This window comes from Providencia sp. wls1922 (genome assembly GCF_009706505.1).
Lineage (GTDB): Bacteria > Pseudomonadota > Gammaproteobacteria > Enterobacterales > Enterobacteriaceae > Providencia > Providencia lanzhouensis.
On the sequence record NZ_WLUG01000089.1, the window covers coordinates 77,151 to 97,864 of the forward strand.

The window sequence follows — 20,714 nt, forward strand, 5'->3', positions numbered from 1 at the left end:
TGATTAATTATATCAATGGTTACTGTCCGATGATAAAGCTGATAAAAATGAGTGTTGGGATCATTCTTTGTGCCATTGTTGGCGGCTCACTCACTTATATCGGCATTCCCTTAGCGTTGATGTTCGGTCCGATTATCGCCATTATTATTTTCCATCGTTTTGGTTTCTCATTCCCCACTCCTAAACACACTATTACTTTTGTTCAAGTGACGCTCGGAACCTCTGTAGGTCTGATGTTTAATCAAGTGTCGCTGAAGGATGCAGATAACTTATTGCTACTGTTATTGATGTTGGTGGTCTGTTTAGCCGTGCAGTTTTCATTTAGTTTTTTTTGGTTTCACCGCAAGGTCGGGTGGACAAAACAAGAAGCGATGTTGGGCTCAGTGCCTGGAGCGATGGCGGCCATCCTTGCCTTAACGGATCACACCCATACGCCGCCGCAAAAAATTGTTATCTCCCATACTATCCGTTTAATCATCCTTATTTTATTGGCAGGTTTAGTGGTAGGAAGTGAGGGCGATCCTCAGCCACTAATTGAATGGCCAACGTTAACGCTTGAATCCACGTTCTGGTTATTGGTGATTGTGACGGTGGGTGTGGTAGTCGGGATGTTTTTGCAACGCCTGCGAGTACCGGCGCCTTTTATGTTAACGTCCCTCGGTGCGGCAACGTTAATTCAAGGTTGGATTGATGTTCAGCTCCATTTCCCATTGATGCTGACTGAACTGAGTATGGTTTTAATTGGGATGAATATTGGTAATCATTTCATTGTATTCCCGCTATCCGCGCTGATAAAAAATATCTACTCTTCAGCCCAAGTGGTGATCATCAATATTATTTTGACCTTTTTGATCACGGTGTTTGCTGCGTGGATCACGGGATATGATATTGCGGTGTTATTGTTGGCTTGGGCTCCGGGAAGTATGGAAGCCATGACTTTCGCGGCAATAACGATGAATTTGGATGCTGGCTTTGTCATGTCCAACCATATTATTCGGATGGTGATTATCCAAACGATTCCATCGGTAGTACTGTTTTGGCAGGAGCGAAAAGGGAAGAAAGAGGGATAAGGAGGAAACATGTATCGATGTGGATTATAAAGGGCATCGACATGTTTCCGCTGGGATTTTAGGCTTATTTTACGTAAGCAAATAGCCCTAAAGAGTCTCTTGCCAAAGATTGGCATTTAAACTCTTGAGTCAATGGAATACCTTTTAAATCATCGTAGCTTTCTTTATTCAGCTTACTCATTTTATCGGAGTTGTAATTTCCCAAATCCCATTTATTACTTTTCGCAAAGTAAACAATGGCGCGTTCAATTTCTCTGTCAGGAATTTGGGAATAGCCGCAATCATATTTTAAATAAATAAATACAGCGGTCAGATCAGCGAGGTCTTCAGCTTCATTGGTAGAGAGTGCTTTGGCGGTATTGGTTAGCCCCAAAAGCATCATTAAGCATGACATCAATATAAATTTTTGCATTCGATATTCATCTGGTTTTTATGTCAAGTAACATTAGCATAAGAACATACTCGCATTACATCAAGTTGCCTGATTTCTTTATGACTACGATGTACTCTATAGATACTAAGCACTTTAGATTATTTTGTGTATAGATTCGTTAGTCAATTCTAACTTTCTTAAATCTATGTAATAAACCCATATTAGATGCATGGGTTTATTGACCTTCCTGTAAGGGGAAGCTTTATCATCCCAATCATTAAACCACGTTTTGCTTGGCAAGGGCAATTTCAGACTTGTCATACCGTGCTCACTGATTGTTGATTTTGATAAATAAAAGGAAGGTTATCTATGTTACGTCGTGATTTTCTGAAGCTGAGTGCTATCGCTTATGCTGCGAGCGCACTGCCAGTTTGGAGCCGCATGGCTGTTGCTGCTGGGAATTATCCCACATTGGCTATTCCACCACTTGTAGAACCGGATGCACAAGGGAATATTCAAATCGCTATCAAGCAAGGTATTTCACAGTTTGTACCGGGCAAGAAAACTACAACGTGGGGATATAACGGCGATTTATTGGGTCCAGCACTTAGCCTGAAAAATGGGCAGTCAGTAAACATTAATATCACCAACCAATTACCTGAAGAGACAACCGTACACTGGCATGGATTGGAAATTTCCGGCGAGCAAGATGGTGGACCTCAAGCGATTATCGCTCCCGGTGCTAGCCGTAAAGTCAATTTCACTCTCAACCAACCTGAAGCCACTTGCTGGTTCCATCCTCATACTCACGGAAAAACTGGTTACCAAGTGGCGATGGGACTAGCGGGATTAGTGCTTGTTAAAGATGAAGACAGCCAAAAACATAGCTTACCGAGCGAGTGGGGCGTCGATGATATTCCCGTTATTCTGCAAGATAAGCGCTTAAAAGATGACGGACAAATTGATTATCAATTAGACGTCATGAGTGCTGCCGTGGGCTGGTTTGGGGATATGATGCTAACCAACGGAGCGGTTTATCCTAAACATGTTGCGCCGAAAGGTTGGATCCGCCTGCGTTTACTCAACGGTTGTAACGCACGTAGCTTGAATGTATCGACCAGTGATGGGCGTAAAATGTATGTGGTGGGCAGTGATGGAGGATTACTGGCTGAACCTATCGCATTAACTGAATTACCGATTTTAATGGGCGAACGCTTTGAAGTATTGATTGATGCCTCTGACGGTCGTTCCTTCGACCTTGTCACTTTACCTGTTGGGCAAATGGGAATGACCATCGCGCCATTTGATCAGTCACTGCCTGTTTTACGCATTGAAACTACCTTGAGTGCGGGAGCTGGAAAATTACCTGAGCAATTAGCAACGATTGCTGCCATTCCTTCACTGACGGGGCTAAATCGCCGTAAATTCCATTTGATGATGGATATGCGCTTGGATATGCAAGGCATGATGATGCTGCGCGAAAAATATGGTCCGCAGGCGATGGGGAACATGGGGGGGCATGGCGGTATGATGGGGAATATGGATCATTCCAATATGAATGGTAGCAATATGGGAAGTGGAAACATGAACCATGGCAATATGAATAACAGCAATATGGGTCATGGCAATATGGCAGCCGGTACGCAAAGTAATGGCGGTCATTGCGGTATGGGGACAGGTGATCTGGATATTCATAATGCGAATACCATCAATGGACAAGTTTTCTCAATGACACACCCTGCGTTTAATGCGCCGCTAAATCAGCAAGAGGTTTGGGTGATTTCAGGGCGTGGCGATATGATGCTGCACCCATTCCATGTTCACGGAACGCGTTTTAGGATCCTTAAAGAAAATGGTCGCCCGGTTGAACCGCATCGCCAAGGCTGGAAAGACATTGTGAAAGTGGAAGGGCAAGTGAGCGAAGTCTTAGTGGAATTTAAACATACTGCGACGCCACAGCACCCTTATATGGCACATTGTCACTTACTGGAGCATGAAGATACTGGCATGATGATGGGCTTTACCGTAGGTTAAGGTCATCGAAACTGGCAGTGGCGATGTGGTCACTGCCATTTGTTTTGTCGTCGCGTCTTTGTGTGGCTTATGTTAAAATTACGCGCTTTCCTTTCCCATACATGCGTAATAGATGATGAAACATACTCTGGATGTAATGATCTCTGAAGAAGAGATTGCTCAAAGAATCAGTGAATTAGCAGACAGCATTAGTGCTCATTACCAAGACAAACAAGGTGATTTAGTGCTGGTTGGTCTGTTAAAAGGCTCCTTCATTTTTATGGCAGATCTATGCCGTAAAATCACCGTACCTCATGAAGTTGATTTCATGACCGTATCAAGCTACGGCAATGCAATGACATCAAGCCGTGATGTGAAAATCGTGAAAGACTTAGATGAAGATATTCGCGGTAAGCATGTGCTGATCGTTGAAGATATCATTGACTCAGGCAACACGTTAAATAAAGTCCGTGAAATTTTTGGCCTGCGTGAGCCTGCATCTGTGGCAATCTGTACTCTGTTGGATAAGCCTTCTCGCCGTGAAGTGGATGTACCGGTTGAGTGGATTGGTTATTCAATCGAAGATAAATTCGTTGTCGGTTATGGTATCGACTACGCGCAGCAGTATCGCCATCTGCCGTACATTGGGCATGTCACTCTGCTGGAAGAGTAAGTTTTTTAAACTGTATTCTTAGCAATAAAAAGAGCAGCCTAGGCTGCTCTTTTGCTATTTTATTTTCGAAAGATTATTTTTTCTGTGTGAGCTTAGAGATAGCCTCACGATAACCTAACTCTAACTTCTCGCGGCTATCTGAGGTAATGTGTAAGTCGTGTAAGCGACCATTATTGATACCGTAAACCCAGCCGTGGATCATGATTTTCTGACCACGTTTCCATGCGGATTGCATGATAGTGGAGTGACCTAAGTTATACACTTGCTCAACCACGTTTAATTCGCAAAGACGATCTAAGCGCTCGCACGGTTTCAGTTCACCTAACATAGAGCTATGGCGATACCAGATATCTCGAATGTGTAATAACCAGTTATTGATCAGACCCAATTCGGTGTTATCCACCGCTGCTTCAATACCACCACATCCATAGTGACCACAGATAATAATGTGTTCGACTTCCAGAACATCAACCGCATACTGAATAACTGATAAACAGTTTAAGTCCGTATGGATAACTAAGTTCGCCACATTACGGTGAACGAAGAGATCCCCAGGGGCTGCGTTGATCAGTTTTTCGGCAGGCACTCGACTGTCTGAACAGCCGATCCATAGAAATCTTGGTTTTTGAGCTTTTGATAATTCTTTAAAGAATTCAGGATCTTTTTCTTTTACAGACGCTGACCATGCTTCGTTATTAGCAAACAGCTCTTCAATTTTTCTCATCATGACTTATAGCCTAGTTGTGTGACTTTGCGATAAAATCTTATACAGCATTTATTGATTAAATAATAATTAGTTATACTAATTTCACATCTATGATGAACCACTCATTTATACATGACAACCCTCATTAAGGGGGATGTTGAATAATATATTGTTAAATTATTATCACTTTTCTGCATAACATCCGACAGGAAAAAGTGGCATCATTAATCTATATTGCCTCCAAACAGCCCCAAGAATAAAGGTATTTTTAATATATGACTTACGCACTCGAACTATCGCAGCTGACCAAAACCTATGCAGGTGGCGTGAAAGCGTTGCGTGGCATTGATTTAAGCGTGGAAGATGGTGATTTCTATGCCTTACTTGGACCGAATGGTGCAGGAAAATCAACAACGATTGGCATTATTAGTTCATTGGTCAACAAAACCAGTGGCTCAGTGAAAGTGTTTGGCTATGACTTAGATAAGCAAGTTGTACTGGCTAAACAGCAACTTGGGTTAGTGCCTCAAGAGTTCAACTTTAACCCGTTTGAAACGGTCTTACAGATTGTTTTAAACCAAGCGGGTTATTATGGTGTTCCTCGTAATGTGGCAAACCAGCGCGCTGAGCAATATCTTACTCAGTTAGATTTGTGGGAGAAACGTAATGAGCGTGCGCGTAATTTATCCGGTGGGATGAAACGCCGCCTGATGATAGCTCGCGCCTTGATGCATCAACCAAAACTGTTGATCCTCGATGAGCCGACAGCCGGTGTTGATATTGAACTGCGTCGTTCTATGTGGACGTTCCTGAAAAAGCTGAATGCGCAGGGTACCACCATTATTTTGACCACTCACTATCTGGAAGAAGCGGAAATGCTGTGCCGTAATATCGGGATCATTCAGCATGGTGAGCTGGTGGAAAATACCAGCATGAAGCAGCTTTTAAGCCAGCTAGAGTCAGAAACGTTTATTTTCGATTTAATGCCAAAAAGCCCAATTCCAAGCTTAACGGGGTATGAATCCCGTTTAGTAGATACGTCAACTCTCGAAGTGGATGTGAAGCGTGAGCAAGGGCTCAATGGTGTCTTCAGCCAGTTAAGTGACCAAGGAATTCAAATTTTGAGTATGCGCAATAAGGCTAACCGCCTTGAAGAGCTGTTTGTCAGTTTAGTGAAGAAAGATAACCAAGTTTCAGAGCAGGAAGGTGCGCAATGATCTCGCTATATTGGGTTGCCTTAAAAACGATTTGGATCAAAGAGGTCACTCGCTTTGGTCGTATCTGGGTGCAAACGTTGCTGCCACCTGTAATCACCATGTCGCTCTATTTTGTGATTTTCGGAAATTTAATTGGTTCACGAATTGGCGATATGGGCGGTGTAGACTACATGCAGTTTATTGTCCCTGGTCTTATTATGATGGCGGTGATCACTAACTCATACTCCAACGTCTGTTCGTCATTTTTTGGTTCTAAATTCCAGAAAAATATTGAAGAGTTGCTCGTTGCTCCCGTACCGACTCACGTGATTATCGCCGGTTTTGTTGGCGGTGGGGTTGCGCGTGGGATTTTAGTCGGATTCTTGGTGACTATCGTATCTCTGTTCTTTATCCCATTGCAGGTTCATTCATGGTCAATGGTGGTGATCACGCTGTTATTAACAGCGATTGTGTTCTCCCTTGCGGGTCTGTTAAATGCGATTTTTGCTAAAACCTTCGATGATATCAGCATTGTTCCAACATTCGTTTTAACGCCACTGACCTATCTGGGTGGGGTTTTCTATTCGTTATCTTTACTGCCGCCATTCTGGCAGGCTGTCTCTAAACTCAACCCGATTGTGTATATGATAAGCGGCTTTAGATATGGCTTTTTAGGCATTGCGGATGTGTCCATCGTCGTGACTTTGAGCGTATTAATGGTGTTTTTAATTATCTTCTATGCTTTGACATGGTATTTAATTGAACAAGGTCGCGGGTTAAGAAGTTAACCTAGCAAATCGGCTGAGCTGAGGTTGGAATAAATGTCCCTAAAGGAAAATCAATTTATTGATTTTCGCCTGATAACACAAAGAGGGAAAAACCACGCTTTTATCCCTCTTTGTCATCAACGTAATGCCCCTAATAGGGGCATTTCTATATTAAATTAGGCGACTTGTACCGGTACCGCTTTAGCAATCCGGCTCATGGTGTTGTTCGCATCAAAGTAAGCCACTTTGGGGTGATGCTGGCGGGCTTCTTCATCAGGTAACATACCGTAAGTACAAATAATCAGCTTATCACCAACCGCCGCACGGCGTGCAGCAGCACCATTGACAGAGATAATTTTAGAACCGCGTTCCCCTGCAATCGCATAGGTTGAAAAACGTTCGCCATTATCCACATTATAAATATCGATAGCTTCGTATTCTAAAATGCCAACGGCATCTAAAAAATCCTGATCGATGGCGCAAGAACCTTCATAGTGAAGATCAGCTTGAGTGACGGTGGCACGGTGAAGTTTGCCTAATAGCATTTTTCTTTGCATTTCTTCTTCCTTATTCTTCCTCATTGCTGCCACAGCGTTGTTAGCTGTGTGCTCTTACCTAGTCACATTTATTCTTCCTCATTGTATGCCACAGCGTTGTTGGCTGCGCTCTCTTGCCCTAGTCACATACTTATGTATGCTCCTAGGGTCGCGTTTACTTGCCGCCTAGCTGTGACAGCAATGAGTTTGAATAAATATTAGGTAACTTGAATCTAAAGTATTTTGTTTTTAAGCGATATCGAGCGGTAACTCGACTTGCAGATTGTCGATTAAACGGGTTTGACCTAACCATGCAGCCATTAAAATCACGGCGCGGCGGCTGGAAACCGTCAGTTCGCCGAGGTTATCGGCATCGCGAATAAAGAGTTCGTCAGGGGTAAATCCTGCTTGGCGCAAAGATTCTTCCATTTCACTAATTAAACCGGTTGCTGCCGCGGGAGAGTCCGCGAGCTTCTCACCTGCTTTTTGCATAATCGCAAACAGCTGAGGGGCGATTTTTAGCTCATCGGCAGACAGATTATTATTGCGTGAACTCAGGGCTAAGCCATTCTTAGCGCGAACGATAGGGACACCGACAACCTGAATATCGAAAGAAAGGTCAGTCACCAATTTACGCACTAACTGAAGCTGCTGATAATCTTTTTCACCAAATAATGCAATATCAGGCTGCACGAGATTAAACAGCTTGGTCAGTACTGTCGCAACGCCACGAAAATGCCCTGGGCGGCTAGCACCTTCTAACATGGTAGAAATTTCAGGTACTTCAACGTAACTTTGGTTGTCCATACCTTCAGGGTAAAACTCGGCGGCAGACGGTGCGAAAACTAAATCGACACTTTTACGTTTCAATTTTTCGCAATCTTCCTGCAAGGTACGAGGGTAATTGGCTAAATCGGATTGACGGTCAAACTGCATTGGATTGACAAAAATGCTGGCAATGACAATGTCGGCTTGCTGTTTAGCTTGGTCAATCAGTGTCAGGTGCCCATCATGTAAATTGCCCATCGTTGGGACAAACGCAATACGTTTGCCTTCTTGTTTCCAGCGACGAATTTCACGGCGCAAGATTGGCGATGTTTCAACGATCCGCATACTTCCCATCCTTATCGTTATATTTCATACAGAATTACGAAAATGAGTGAGCGTCACTCGGGTAAATTTCTTGCTCAACTTCTTGAATATATAGGCGAATAGCATCGTGAATATTGCCTGCTTCAGCCAAAAAGTTTTTCGCAAATTTTGGTGGTTTGGCGGTGATCCCTAACGCATCATGCATCACGAGAATTTGCCCGTCAGTGCCATTACCGGCACCAATTCCAATGACAGGTAACAGTAATTCTTCAGTGACTTGGTTCGCAAGGGATGTCGGTACGCATTCAAGAACCAACAGCTGAATGCCTGCATTCTCGAGAGCAATCGCATCTTTGATAAGCTGATTGGCAGTGACTTCATCACGACCTTGGACTTTATAGCCCCCAAGTACATTTACCGCTTGTGGCGTTAAGCCTAAGTGACCGCAGACTGGTACGGAACGTTCACACAGCATTTTGACGGTTTCACATAGCCAGCTGCCACCTTCGATTTTCACCATATTCGCACCAGCTTGCATCAAAATAGCGGCATTGGCACAGGCTTGCTCAGGCGTGGCATAACTCATAAAAGGCATGTCGGCGATGATAAATGCGTTAGGGGCGCCTTTACGTACGCAACGAGTGTGGTAAGCAATCTGCTCGACAGTGACAGGAAGGGTACTGGTTTCGCCTTGGATAGTCATACCTAAGGAATCACCAACCAGCATCACTTGGATACCTTGCTCAGCAAACAGTTGAGCAAAACTGGCATCGTAGGCTGTAATGGTAGCGAATTTGTGTTTCTCTTTTTTATATTGACACAAATCAGCGAGAGAAATGGGTTTCATTAAAATAACCTCCGGAAATGATTTCTCTTATGACCATACCTGAACGAGGTTAAACACATTAGGAATTTATTCCCAAAGCATTAGGCCATTTCGAGGGACGTGTGTAAGTCTTTCTGACAGTTTTTCACCATCAGGAAAAATCAGGGAAGGGGTAATATCACTGAGCGGATAAAGCATAAATTCACGCTCTTTTAGCCCATAGTGTGGAACAGTTAAGCGCTCGGTGTGGATCACTCGATTGCCAAACAGCATGATATCGAGATCTAATGTTCTCGGTCCCCAGCGCTCATCTTTGCGAACGCGCCCTAAATCCAGTTCAATTTTTTGGGTATGATTGAGTAAGTCTTCAGGTTCAAGTTCGGTTTCCAGCAAAACAGCCAGATTGAGAAAATCAGGTTGATCCTGTGGGCCGAGGGGTTTAGTTCGATAAATAGAGGAAGTGCTCACAACGCGAGTGCTTGGAATCGCCTCTAATGCGGCAATCGCTTGTTGTGCTTGCTTCAGTGGCTCGCCTAAGTTGCTGCCAATGGCAATGTACACTTGCTCCATCTCTTTATCTCTCTATCTTAATCTCTCTATGGTGATCACAGCGACCGCTTAAGCCGCTGCGATGAATACCATTATGATTTATTCGGTTTTCTATTACCGGATTGTGATGAACGATGCGGACGCTGGCGGCGACGAGTTGGCGCACTACCGAGCTCCGAGATCATTTCACGCTGTTTCTGGGCATTGGCTTGTTGGAAGTCATTCCACCATAAAGCGAGTTCTTGTAGCTCATTACGGTGTTCCACATTGGCTCTAAGCTCTAATAAATCAAAGGCAGCACGGAATTTCGGGTGCTCCATCAATTTATTCGCACGACGCCCTTGGCGACGAGGTAAGCGTAATTGCAACATCCAGATATCACGCATGGTGGTGGTGATACGTTTTGGGATTGCAATAGAGCGGCACTGTTCATCCAGTACATCATTCATTGCCAGCGCAAAGGCATCATAGTAAGCAAGACCGCCTTCCTGTGATAGTTTTTCTGCGTGTTCAGTGACGGGATACCATAACATGGCTGCAAATAAAAATGCAGGATTGACGCGCTTATCATTTTTTAGTCTGAAATCGGTGTTTTTTAACACTTGTTCAATGACTTTTTCCATTGGTGAATCACCATTCTCAGTGAAGCGGCTCGCAATCACAGGGAACAGTTGTTCAAACAGATGGTACTGATTCAGCATTTTATAGGTGGCGTAGCCATAGCCGGCTTGAAGTAATTTTAATGACTCTTCAAACAGTCGCGCAGAAGGGATTTCACGCAGCAATGGGGCTAAGCGATGAATCGGCTCTGCGGTATTTGGCTCGATACGCATATTCAGCTTACAGGCGAAACGCACGGCGCGGATCATCCGAACGGGATCTTCACGGTAGCGTGTTTCTGGGTCGCCAATCAGACGAATGACGCCTTCTTTTAAGTCTTGTAATCCATTGACGTAATCGCGTACGGAGAAATCATCAATGTTGTAATACAGGCTATTTACAGTAAAGTCACGGCGGATAGCATCTTCTTCAATGGAACCGAAAATATTGTCGCGAAGCAGCATGCCATTTTGCGCTTGAGATGACAGATTTTTATCATCGACTTCTTGGTCGTGGTGACCGCGGAAGGTTGCAACTTCAATAATTTCTGGACCAAACATAATGTGCGCAAGGCGGAATCGACGACCAACCAGTCGGCAATTACGAAATAGCTTGCGAATTTGTTCTGGGGTTGCATTGGTGGTGATATCGAAATCTTTTGGCTTTTGACCTAATAACAAATCACGCACACCACCGCCAACTAAATAGGCTTCGTAGCCATTTTTATTAAGGCGGTACAATACTTTTAGTGCGTTTTCACTAATGTCATCACGCGAAATTATGTGTTGAGCGCGTGGAATAACGGTAATCGATTCTTGTTTCGTCACGGATGTTCGCTTCTGTGTTTGAGCATCGGAACGTTTAGAGGGACGAACCGTTTTCTTTGTTTGTCTCGTATTCTGGTCATGTCTAGTATTCTGCTCATGCCGAGTTTTCCTCTCAGATTTTTTCTCTGATGCAGAAGGAGTGACTGGCCTTTCACCGGCTGCCTGTGTGTCTCGCGCACCACGCTTTGGCATCGAGTCCTGTTCTGCGGACGATGCTGGTTCATTGCGAGATAAAATATTGCGGCAGAAATTTGCTACTCGGTTAAAAATAGTACACCTCGATGTCATTACATAGATTCATTAAACAAAATAAGCGGCTAATCATAGCTCACTGAAGTTTCTTTGAGAATGGTTAAACGAATAAAAGTCATGGCTAATTATTTTTTATATCAATTAAACCAGTGAATATTATACAAATTGTAGCTTTTTGCGCGAGACGCAAACGATAACAAATGAGAGAAAATGAGAGAAATAAAGATAAGGTAAAGGGGAGTTTAAACTTTTTTGAGGGTGCGAATCCTTATAACGGCGCAGGGTTAATGCGCCGTTGAGGACTCCCAAAACAACAATTAGCCAGCCATCTGCTTTTCGCGGATTTCTGCTAATGTTTTACAGTCGATGCACAAATCTGCTGTTGGACGCGCTTCCAAACGACGGATGCCAATTTCCACACCACAAGATTCGCAGTAGCCAAAATCTTCATCTTCAACTTTCTTCAGCGTCTTTTCGATCTTCTTGATCAATTTACGTTCGCGGTCGCGGTTACGTAATTCGAGGCTGAATTCCTCTTCCTGAGCGGCTCTATCAACGGGGTCTGGAAAGTTAGCTGCCTCATCTTGCATATGAGTAACAGTCCGGTCCACTTCATCTCTGAGTTGATTGCGCCATGCTTCGAGAATGAGCTTAAAATGCGCCAATTGGGCTTCGTTCATGTACTCTTCGCCAGCCTTCTCATGATAGGGCTCAACCCCGGCAATGGCGAGAATGCTTAAGGACGATGTCTTACGTTTTTGCCCTTCTTGCATAATGCTTCTCCTACACACGCAAATTTTACAAAAACCCCAAGGGGGAAAATTTAAGGTCGCTATAAATATCAGAAGACAGCCGTCTTGGCAATCGTTCATGTGATGAGTTTTGTAATGCTGTGAAGACAAGCGTGTTTCTTCCCTTCACAAGCACTCATAACTCGATGACCTTGTTTAAATATCGACTAAACTAAAATGACTTAGTCGGGGTGAAGTGAATTGATGTCCCTATTTGCATTTTTTGTTTAGATATATCCACTTGATAACACAGAACTTCGACGCCATTGGTTATAGCCTGTTCTAACAACGCTGCATATTTAGGATCAATATGTGCAGCAGCGGATACTACGTGGATACCGCTATGTAAAATGACAAACATAAGTATGGCGCGTTTTCCTTCTTTAGCAATCAAAGTCAGCTCTCTAAGGTGCTTTTGTCCTCGTATTGTCTGAGTATCAGGGAAATAGCCATGGTTGTTTTCCAACAAAGTCACTGATTTAACTTCAATAAAACAATCAGTTAAGCCCTCTTGAGTGAGTAAAAAATCAATCCGGCTGTTTTCACTTCCATACTTCACTTCAGGGGTCACTATACTGTAGTCAGATAATTCTGGAATATGCTTTTTTGCCAACGCTTCTGCCACTAATTGATTAGCTCGTAGCGTGTTAATACAAATTAGATGGTTGTTTTTGGTTTGCGTTAACTCCCAACTGTACGGATATTTTCGTTTTGGGTTATCCGAAGTGGAGTACCACACGGTATCCCCTGGAGTTGCACAGCCTGTCATCGCCCCCGTGTTTGCGCAGTGTATCGTCATTTCCTCTCCCTCGGGTGTGACGACATCCGCTAAAAAACGTTTATAGCGTTTAATTAATGTGGCTGATTTTAAAGGGGGGATAAATTCCATGTTTTCTCCGTTTACCGCGTTGTTCGTGACATAACATTACACCATCCTATATATGGTGTTAGCTCATAGACAGTATTAATGCGTCATATTCGTTAATGCTACAATTTGTTAATGCTACAATGCTTCACATAGAAAGTTAAACCTCATGGAGTTACCCCTTAGTGTTCCCTATCTTAGAAGTAAGTGATGACTTACTCGCTGCTCTAGCGAAATCCTCTCAAGTTCTGTTGCATGCGCCGACGGGGGCAGGGAAATCAACGGTATTGCCGTTAGAAATCCTCAAAAGTGGGCAGATAGACGGGCGGATTATTATGTTAGAGCCGCGGCGTATTGCAGCACGCTCAGTCGCCGCTCGCTTAGCGCAGCAGTTAGGGGAATCGGTAGGGGAAACCATTGGTTTGCGTATGCGCTCAGAAAGCAGAGTGAGCGCAAAAACGCGTTTGGAAGTGGTGACGGAAGGGGTTCTCACTCGCCAATTACAAAATGACCCGATGCTTGAAGGTGTCGGATTGGTCATTTTGGATGAATTTCATGAACGTAATTTACAGGCTGATTTAGGGTTAGCGCTGTTGTTGGATTCTCAGCAAGCACTGCGGGATGATTTAAAAATTTTGCTAATGTCCGCTACGCTGGATGATCAAGGGCTTAGCCAGCTATTTTCTGATGCGCCGGTGATCAGTTCACAAGGACGGACATTCCCTGTTCAACGGGAATATAAGCCCATCAATCCGAATAAACCGTTTCATCAAGAAGTCGCGAGCGCGGTTTGGCAACTGATGCAGCAACAAGGTGGCTCTTTGTTACTCTTTTTACCGGGAGTGGGCGAAATTGAGCGGACGAAAAGCGAGTTAGAAGGGTTAGTGACTGACGATGTGATGTTATGTCCAATGTATGGCGCGCTATCAATTCAAGCTCAGCAACAAGCGATTCTGCCTGCCCCTGAAGGAAAACGTAAGGTCGTGCTGGCGACCAACATTGCGGAAACCAGTCTCACCATCGAGGGGATCCGTTTAGTGGTGGATAGCGGCTTTGAGCGCGTGGGACAATTTAACCCGAGAAGTGGGCTGACAAAGCTAATTAAAAAACGCATTAGCCAAGCTTCAATGACCCAACGTGCGGGGCGAGCAGGGCGTTTAGAAGCGGGTGTGTGCTGGCATCTAATGAGTGCTGAACAAGCCGAACGTGCAGCACAATTTAGTGAAGCAGAAATCAATAATAGTGATTTAAGCGGGTTATGGTTAGCGCTCCTTCAATGGGGCTGTCACGATATTTCTCAACTCCAATGGTTAGATGTTCCCCCTGAGGCGGCATTATCGGCAGCGAAAAGCCTGTTATTTAAATTGGGTGTCACTGATGCCCAAGGAAAGCTCACGTCGATGGGCAATAAAATGGCGGGAACGGGAACGTCAGTTCGTACTGCCGCCATGCTGTATCACGCGCAGCAAACACAAAATAAATCCGTTATTCAACTTGCTGCATTATTAACGGCAATTATTGAAGAGCCTCCCCGTGGCGGAGTGATCGACCTACATATCCATTTAGAACGTCCGACGGAGAACTGGTGCAAACGCGCCTCTATCTTAAGTGGTGACAAGGTTACCCATTCTTTAGGGAAAGCCACTGGGTTGATTAGTGAGTGGTTACCAACATTACTTGCCGCAGGGTTTCCAGACTACATAGCGAAATCCCGTGACCATCAAGCTCGTTATCAATTAGCCAGTGGGTTAGGGGCAACACTGAACGACAATGACCCGTTAATGGGGAGTGAATGGCTGATGGTGGCGGCATTATGGCAGTCAGAAACCTCGGCGGATGCGCGTATCTCACTGGCGTATCCTATTGAAATTGAAAAGCTTCAACAGGATTGCCCGCATCTTTTTGACACTCAAGAGACAGTTGAATGGGATGAGCAGCGGGGGAGCTTACTGGCATGGCGGCGCTTACAATGCGGGCAGTTAGTTGTCAAATCTCAACGGCTGACTAATCCAGAGCTGGAAGAGATTAAAAATGCACTGGTGTACTGGCTTCAGCAAAATGGTTTGCAACAGTTAAATTGGCAAGAAAATACCCTACAGTTGCGCATTCGTTGTGAGTTAGCGGCGCGTTATTTTCCTGACTCGCCATTGCCTGCAATGGATGATGAGACTTTACTCAAGACGCTTGATGAATGGTTAGCCCCTTATCTTAATGGCGTGACAAGCAAGAAAAAGCTGCAAGAAATTGATTTAATGAATTTATTATTGAATCGATTGGATTGGCAGCAGCGTCAATGGCTCGACAGCACTTTCCCTGTGACCTATATCGCTCCTTCTGGGAGCGAGGTAAGTATTCACTACGCGCTAGACAAGCCGCCAGTGGTTGAAATTCGCTTGCAAGAAGTGTTTGGTGAAAAAGCCAATCCAACCGTGGCAAATGGTAAAGTGACGCTAACATTATCGCTACTTTCGCCTGCAAGGCGCCCTATTCAGATAACTCAAGATCTCGGTGCATTTTGGCAAGGGAGCTATAAAGAGGTACAAAAAGAGATGAAAGGGCGTTATCCAAAACATCCTTGGCCAGATGACCCTGCGAATGCCGAACCAACGCGACAAACAAAAAAAGCGATGATGAGTGCGAAATAACCTAATTTTGTGCTCTAATAACGGGCTGTAAATTAGGCAATGGCGCCCAATAGGCAGCGTAAGGAAGTGTAATTAGGAGCTTTCTTCCGTGAAATTCCTTGAATTATGAGCCAAAATTAGCCTTATGTTACACCTACGTATCTGTAGTTGTACTTGTGTATGTATAGTTAGATTTTAATGCCTATTTAGGTATAGGAGATATGGAGCGACCATGTCCGGTAAAGATTTTGAACCCATTGGCAGACGTAAAAGACGCGCTGCTGAGAAATCGTCATCCTCTTCACGCCGCCGTAGACGCCGCGATGATTATGATGAAGATCTCTACGATGATGAAGATATTGATGATGAATATCTTGATGATGAAGACGATGAAGAAGAGCAAATGACCAAAAAAGGCTCAAAAAAGAACAAACCTCGCAAGAGTAAATGGCGCTGGTTCTGGCTGCTAGTTAAATTAATGCTAGTACTTGCAGTCATACTGGCGGCTTACGGTTTTTATCTAAACCAACAAATTAAAGAACGCCTTGATGGTAAGGTGTGGGACTTGCCTGCGGCGGTATATGGACGCATGGTAAACCTTGAGCCCGGTATGGATTACAGCCAAGCTGAAATGACCAACCTGCTCGAAGGAATGCAGTACCGTAAAGTCAGCAAAATCACCACATCTGGTGAGTTTGTGGTGAAAGGCAATACCATTGAAATTTTGCGTCGTCCATTTAATTTCCCAGACCAAAAAGAGGGGCAAGTCCTCGCGCGTCTGGTGTTTGAAAATGGCATGTTGAGCAAGATTGAAAATATTGAAAATGGGCGCTCGTTCGGTTTCTTCCGTTTAGATCCGAAACTGATCACCATGATGCAATCTGCGAATAATGAACAGCGTTTAGTGCTGCCAATGGCGGACTTCCCTGAATCCCTGGTAAAAATCCTCCTCGAAACGGAAGATAGAAATTTTTATGAGCATGATGGTGTTAGCTTATATTCTATCGGTCGTGCGGTGGTAGCGAACGTCACTGCAGGTCGTTCCGTACAAGGGGGAAGTACCTTAACGCAGCAGTTGGTGAAAAACCTATTTTTAACCAACGAAAGAACTCTGAAACGTAAAGCTAATGAAGCCTTTATGGCATTGATTTTAGACTATAACTACAGCAAAGAACGCATTCTTGAACTGTATTTGAATGAGGTCTATTTAGGGCAAAATGGTAATGATGAAATTCGTGGCTTCCCGCTGGCGAGTTTGTATTACTTTGGTCGACCAATCAATGAGTTAAGCTTTGACCAACAAGCATTGCTGGTGGGAATGGTGCAAGGTGCATCAACCTTTAACCCGTGGACTAAGCCACAAAATGCGATTAAACGCCGTAATATTGTGCTTAAAATCCTTGAAACCCGTGGTGTTATCGATAATGAGATGTACCAAGTTCTAAGTGCTCGACCGCTCGGTGTGAAAAACAAAGAAGGGTTAGTCGCATCTCAACCCGCATTTATGCAGATGGTGAGACAAGAACTGAGCGAGAAGCTTGGGGATAAAGTTAAAGATCTCTCGGGTGCGAAAATCTTTACCACCTTAGATCCGGTAGCGCAAACGGCGGCGGAAAATGCAGTCGAGTTCGGCGTGGCTGATTTACGTAAAGCACGTAAATTGGATGATATCGAAGGTGCCATGGTGGTTGTCGACCGTATTAACGGTGAAGTTCGTGCGATGGTCGGTGGCTCTGATCCACAATTCTCAGGCTTTAACCGAGCGCTAAATGCCCGTCGCAGCATTGGTTCTTTAGCAAAACCACCGGTGTATTTAACGGCATTAAGTGAGCCGGACCGTTTCCGCTTAAATACGTGGCTATCCGATGAACCGTTGACCATCAAGGTCGGTAATCAAAGTTGGAGCCCACGAAACTATAGCCGTAACTTCAATGGTCGTATGATGCTGGTGGATGCATTAGCGAAATCACAAAATATTCCAACCGTAAACTTAGGGATGGAAATTGGTCTCGACCAAGTGATGAATACGTTTATCCGTTTAGGCGCGCCAGAAAGTGCGATGGAAAAAGTACCTGCGATGTTGTTAGGTGCGGTGAACTTAACGCCAGCTGAAGTGGCGCAAGTGTACCAAACCATTGGTGGCGAAGGTAATCGCGCAAAATTATCGGCATTACGTTCCGTGATTGATGGTGATGGTAAAGAGCTGTATCAAAGTTACCCATCCGCAGAGCGTGCCGTACCATCTCAAGCCGCTTATTTAACGCTATTTGGTATGCGGCAAGTAGTGCTGCAAGGGACTGGGCGCGTATTACTGAATAAATATGGTAAATACAATCTGGCGGGTAAAACGGGTACCACCAACGACCTGCGTGATAGCTGGTACGCGGGTATCGATGGTAAGGAAGTGGCTATTGTCTGGGTCGGTCGCGATAACAACGGGCCAACACAGTTAACAGGCTCAACAGGGGCATTACGTGTTTATCAGCGCTATTTAGATAACCAAACGCCACTGACACTGATCAACCGAGCGCCAGAAGGGATAACCGATATGCGTGTCATGATGGATGGTCAATTTAGCTGCTCTGATTTAGGTGGGGGCAGAATGTTACCAGTCTGGACTGAAGACCCGCAAAGCCTGTGCCAAGGATCAGCATCGCAAGATCCAGCGTGGAATTTGAATGGGAATGGTGAGGCGCCGCAAGAGGATGGAGCAGCTCCTGAGTGGGTCAAAGATATGTTCGGCGACTCCCCATCCAATTCTCCGTCATCCCGCACGCCGTAGCGTTGTTGGCTGCGGTCGCTAACCCTAGTCACATACTTGTGTATGCTCCTAGGGCTTAGCTCACTTGCCGCCTAGCTACTGCGCACGGGATTTAGGAGAATGTTGAGTTTGATTGGAAAAGAAAACAGATCAAAAAATAGATCTTAAGAAATAGATAAAAAAATAGGCGCCGTCTTTTGCAGATGGCGCCTATTTTTATGGGTGCAGTTTATTGCAGGGGGTTATTCGGCTTTGATTTTTGCCAGTGCAATTTCCGCGGCATCGATGGTGCGCTGGATATCTTCATCGCTATGAGCGACAGACATAAAGCCCGCTTCGAATGCAGATGGTGCTAAGTAAACGCCTTCTTCTAACATGTAGTGGAAGAACTTCTTAAAGCGAGTCACATCGCACTTCATCACGTCTTGGTAGCACGTTACAGATTCGGCGTCAGTGAAGAACAGACCAAACATCCCGCCCACATGGTTGATAACCATAGGCACGCCTTGCTCTTTAGAAACACGGGTTAAGCCACGAGCCAGTTTATCGGTCAGCTCCGTTAAACGCGCATGAACACCCGGCTGAGACACTTCATTTAAGCAAGCTAAACCCGCCGCCATGGCAACAGGGTTACCAGAAAGTGTACCCGCTTGGTAAACAGGGCCGATAGGCGCTAATTTTTCCATCACTTCATAGCGACCGCCAAATGCACCCACAGGCATACCGCCACCGATGATTTTACCTAAACAGGTTAAATCCGGTTGTACGTTGTAGTGATCTTGAGCACCACCGAGTGCAACACGGAAGCCTGTCATCACTTCATCGATGATCAGCAGTGCGTTGAATTCATCACATAATGCACGCAGACCAGGCAGGAATTCTGCGGTTGGTGGAACGCAGTTCATGTTACCCGCGACAGGTTCAACAATCACACATGCCACTTCTTCTGGGTAGTTTTCGAAAGCTTGGCGAACAGAGGCTAAATCGTTGTATGTGCAGGTCAATGTGTGCTTAACGAAATCTTCAGGTACGCCCGGAGAGTTAGGCTCGCCCATGGTCAGTGCACCGGAACCGGCTTTCACTAATAGGCAGTCAGCGTGACCGTGGTAGCAACCTTCGAACTTAATAATTTTATCGCGGCCAGTATAACCACGAGCAAGGCGAATCGCGCTCATAGTAGCTTCAGTACCGGAGTTGACCATACGGATCATATCGATAGATGGGACTAATTCGCACACCAGTTTTGCCATTTCCACTTCAGCAGCGGTTGGTGCACCAAAGCTTAAGCCTTTATTGACGGCTTTGATCACAGCATCGCGGATAGCGGGATGGTTGTGACCCAATACCATTGGACCCCAAGAGCCCACATAATCAATGTAAGCTTTGCCATCGACATCATAAATGTAAGCGCCATCAGCGCGCTCGATAAATAACGGGGTACCACCCACACCATTAAAGGCGCGAACAGGGGAGTTAACACCGCCAGGGATCAGCTGTTGGGCTTCATTATATAATTCTTCGGAATGGTGCATTGCAGGGCTCCTGAAAAGAGACTAAATAAAAAGTTGCCGCTATTCTAAAGCACAAGGACGATTAAACCAATGCTATCAATCACAATGATGGATCAATCATAAGGATGAATAGCAACTCTGTGCTCAATTGTGTAACAACACTTGAACCAATGAGTCAGGTGACGGATAATTGAGAAATTGATCTAAGTAGGCTTTGCCTTACCTATGAATTTACCGGTCACCGGTCTGGAGTAATAAATGAGTGATGATGTAGCTCTGCCTCTGCAATTTACCGATGCAGCTGCAACCAAAGTAAAAGACTTAGTTGCCGATGAAAATAACCCAAACCTGCGTCTGCGCGTCTATATTACGGGCGGTGGTTGCAGCGGCTTCCAATATGGCTTTACCTTTGATGATCAAATCAACGAAGGGGATATGACCATCGAAAAACAAGGTGTCGCACTGGTTGTAGACCCAATGAGCCTGCAATATTTAGTGGGTGGAAGTGTGGATTACACTGAAGGGTTAGAAGGATCGCGCTTTATTGTGACGAATCCGAATGCGAAATCTACGTGTGGGTGCGGTTCTTCCTTCAGCGTCTGATTTTTCGTCATAGTTCAAGTTGTGACTGTGTTGGCTTCATTCGTCAACCCTAGTCACATACTTGTGTATGCTCCTAGGG

General features: G+C 44.8%; 18 protein-coding genes. 8 read left to right on the plus strand and 10 right to left on the minus strand.

What is annotated here, in order from left to right; translation table 11 throughout:
* Window positions 1–29: 29 nt before the first annotated feature.
* On the plus strand, window positions 30–1,070 hold the full coding sequence (locus GKR71_RS10705) for an AbrB family transcriptional regulator (protein WP_036955818.1): 1,041 nt from the start codon (window positions 30–32) through the stop codon (window positions 1,068–1,070).
* A 64-nt stretch (window positions 1,071–1,134) separates the two neighbouring features.
* On the opposite strand, the gene GKR71_RS10710 is transcribed toward GKR71_RS10705, so the two are convergent.
* Window positions 1,135–1,482 (minus strand): YacC family pilotin-like protein, encoded by a 348-nt coding sequence (locus tag GKR71_RS10710; protein WP_036955602.1) that lies wholly within the window; start codon window positions 1,480–1,482, stop codon window positions 1,135–1,137.
* A gap of 330 nt (window positions 1,483–1,812) precedes the next feature.
* Between GKR71_RS10710 and cueO the strand changes: the two genes are divergently transcribed.
* Window positions 1,813–3,477 (plus strand): multicopper oxidase CueO, encoded by a 1,665-nt coding sequence (gene cueO / locus GKR71_RS10715; RefSeq protein WP_154634274.1) that lies wholly within the window; start codon window positions 1,813–1,815, stop codon window positions 3,475–3,477.
* Between the two features lie 115 nt (window positions 3,478–3,592).
* Window positions 3,593–4,129 (plus strand): hypoxanthine phosphoribosyltransferase, encoded by a 537-nt coding sequence (hpt, locus tag GKR71_RS10720; protein ID WP_108478397.1) that lies wholly within the window; start codon window positions 3,593–3,595, stop codon window positions 4,127–4,129.
* 73 nt (window positions 4,130–4,202) lie between these two features.
* Here the strand turns inward: hpt and can are convergent, their stop codons facing one another.
* Complete coding sequence (can, locus tag GKR71_RS10725) at window positions 4,203–4,856, minus strand: carbonate dehydratase (protein WP_036955599.1); 654 nt, start codon at window positions 4,854–4,856, stop codon at window positions 4,203–4,205.
* A gap of 254 nt (window positions 4,857–5,110) precedes the next feature.
* Here can and GKR71_RS10730 point away from each other — a divergent pair, with 254 nt between their 5' ends.
* Both GKR71_RS10730 and GKR71_RS10735 read left to right on the plus strand, forming a co-directional pair.
* The gene (locus tag GKR71_RS10730; RefSeq protein WP_036955596.1) at window positions 5,111–6,052 is read left to right on the plus strand and encodes an ABC transporter ATP-binding protein; all 942 of its coding nucleotides are present in this window, start codon (window positions 5,111–5,113) and stop codon (window positions 6,050–6,052) included.
* On the plus strand, window positions 6,049–6,819 hold the full coding sequence (locus GKR71_RS10735; RefSeq protein ID WP_108478347.1) for an ABC transporter permease: 771 nt from the start codon (window positions 6,049–6,051) through the stop codon (window positions 6,817–6,819). Before GKR71_RS10730 ends, GKR71_RS10735 begins: the two co-directional genes overlap by 4 nt.
* A gap of 155 nt (window positions 6,820–6,974) precedes the next feature.
* Here the strand turns inward: GKR71_RS10735 and panD are convergent, their stop codons facing one another.
* The 7 genes from panD to sfsA form a co-directional block, all read right to left on the minus strand.
* Window positions 6,975–7,355 (minus strand): aspartate 1-decarboxylase, encoded by a 381-nt coding sequence (gene panD / locus GKR71_RS10740; RefSeq protein WP_036952622.1) that lies wholly within the window; start codon window positions 7,353–7,355, stop codon window positions 6,975–6,977.
* Between the two features lie 228 nt (window positions 7,356–7,583).
* The gene (gene panC, locus GKR71_RS10745; RefSeq protein WP_108478345.1) at window positions 7,584–8,447 is read right to left on the minus strand and encodes a pantoate--beta-alanine ligase; all 864 of its coding nucleotides are present in this window, start codon (window positions 8,445–8,447) and stop codon (window positions 7,584–7,586) included.
* A gap of 34 nt (window positions 8,448–8,481) precedes the next feature.
* Window positions 8,482–9,273 (minus strand): 3-methyl-2-oxobutanoate hydroxymethyltransferase, encoded by a 792-nt coding sequence (panB, locus tag GKR71_RS10750; protein WP_036952616.1) that lies wholly within the window; start codon window positions 9,271–9,273, stop codon window positions 8,482–8,484.
* Window positions 9,274–9,339: 66 nt separating this feature from the next.
* Window positions 9,340–9,822, minus strand: coding sequence for a 2-amino-4-hydroxy-6-hydroxymethyldihydropteridine diphosphokinase (gene folK, locus GKR71_RS10755; RefSeq protein ID WP_036952614.1), 483 nt, complete (start codon window positions 9,820–9,822; stop codon window positions 9,340–9,342).
* Between the two features lie 71 nt (window positions 9,823–9,893).
* A complete protein-coding gene (pcnB, locus tag GKR71_RS10760) occupies window positions 9,894–11,420 on the minus strand; it encodes a polynucleotide adenylyltransferase PcnB (RefSeq protein WP_207910782.1) in 1,527 nt (508 codons plus the stop codon).
* 377 nt (window positions 11,421–11,797) lie between these two features.
* The gene (gene dksA / locus GKR71_RS10765; protein WP_006659320.1) at window positions 11,798–12,253 is read right to left on the minus strand and encodes an RNA polymerase-binding protein DksA; all 456 of its coding nucleotides are present in this window, start codon (window positions 12,251–12,253) and stop codon (window positions 11,798–11,800) included.
* Between the two features lie 190 nt (window positions 12,254–12,443).
* A complete protein-coding gene (sfsA, locus tag GKR71_RS10770; protein WP_154634275.1) occupies window positions 12,444–13,160 on the minus strand; it encodes a DNA/RNA nuclease SfsA in 717 nt (238 codons plus the stop codon).
* A gap of 161 nt (window positions 13,161–13,321) precedes the next feature.
* Here sfsA and hrpB point away from each other — a divergent pair, with 161 nt between their 5' ends.
* Together hrpB and mrcB are read left to right on the plus strand one after the other, a co-directional pair.
* The gene (hrpB, locus tag GKR71_RS10775) at window positions 13,322–15,781 is read left to right on the plus strand and encodes an ATP-dependent helicase HrpB (protein ID WP_230085068.1); all 2,460 of its coding nucleotides are present in this window, start codon (window positions 13,322–13,324) and stop codon (window positions 15,779–15,781) included.
* Between the two features lie 211 nt (window positions 15,782–15,992).
* Window positions 15,993–18,542, plus strand: a complete 2,550-nt coding sequence (mrcB, locus tag GKR71_RS10780) for a bifunctional glycosyl transferase/transpeptidase (protein WP_154634276.1) — start codon at window positions 15,993–15,995, stop codon at window positions 18,540–18,542.
* A 221-nt stretch (window positions 18,543–18,763) separates the two neighbouring features.
* Here the strand turns inward: mrcB and hemL are convergent, their stop codons facing one another.
* Window positions 18,764–20,053, minus strand: coding sequence for a glutamate-1-semialdehyde 2,1-aminomutase (hemL, locus tag GKR71_RS10785; protein WP_036952602.1), 1,290 nt, complete (start codon window positions 20,051–20,053; stop codon window positions 18,764–18,766).
* Window positions 20,054–20,290: 237 nt separating this feature from the next.
* Between hemL and erpA the strand changes: the two genes are divergently transcribed.
* On the plus strand, window positions 20,291–20,635 hold the full coding sequence (gene erpA, locus GKR71_RS10790; protein WP_036952599.1) for an iron-sulfur cluster insertion protein ErpA: 345 nt from the start codon (window positions 20,291–20,293) through the stop codon (window positions 20,633–20,635).
* Window positions 20,636–20,714 lie beyond the last annotated feature (79 nt).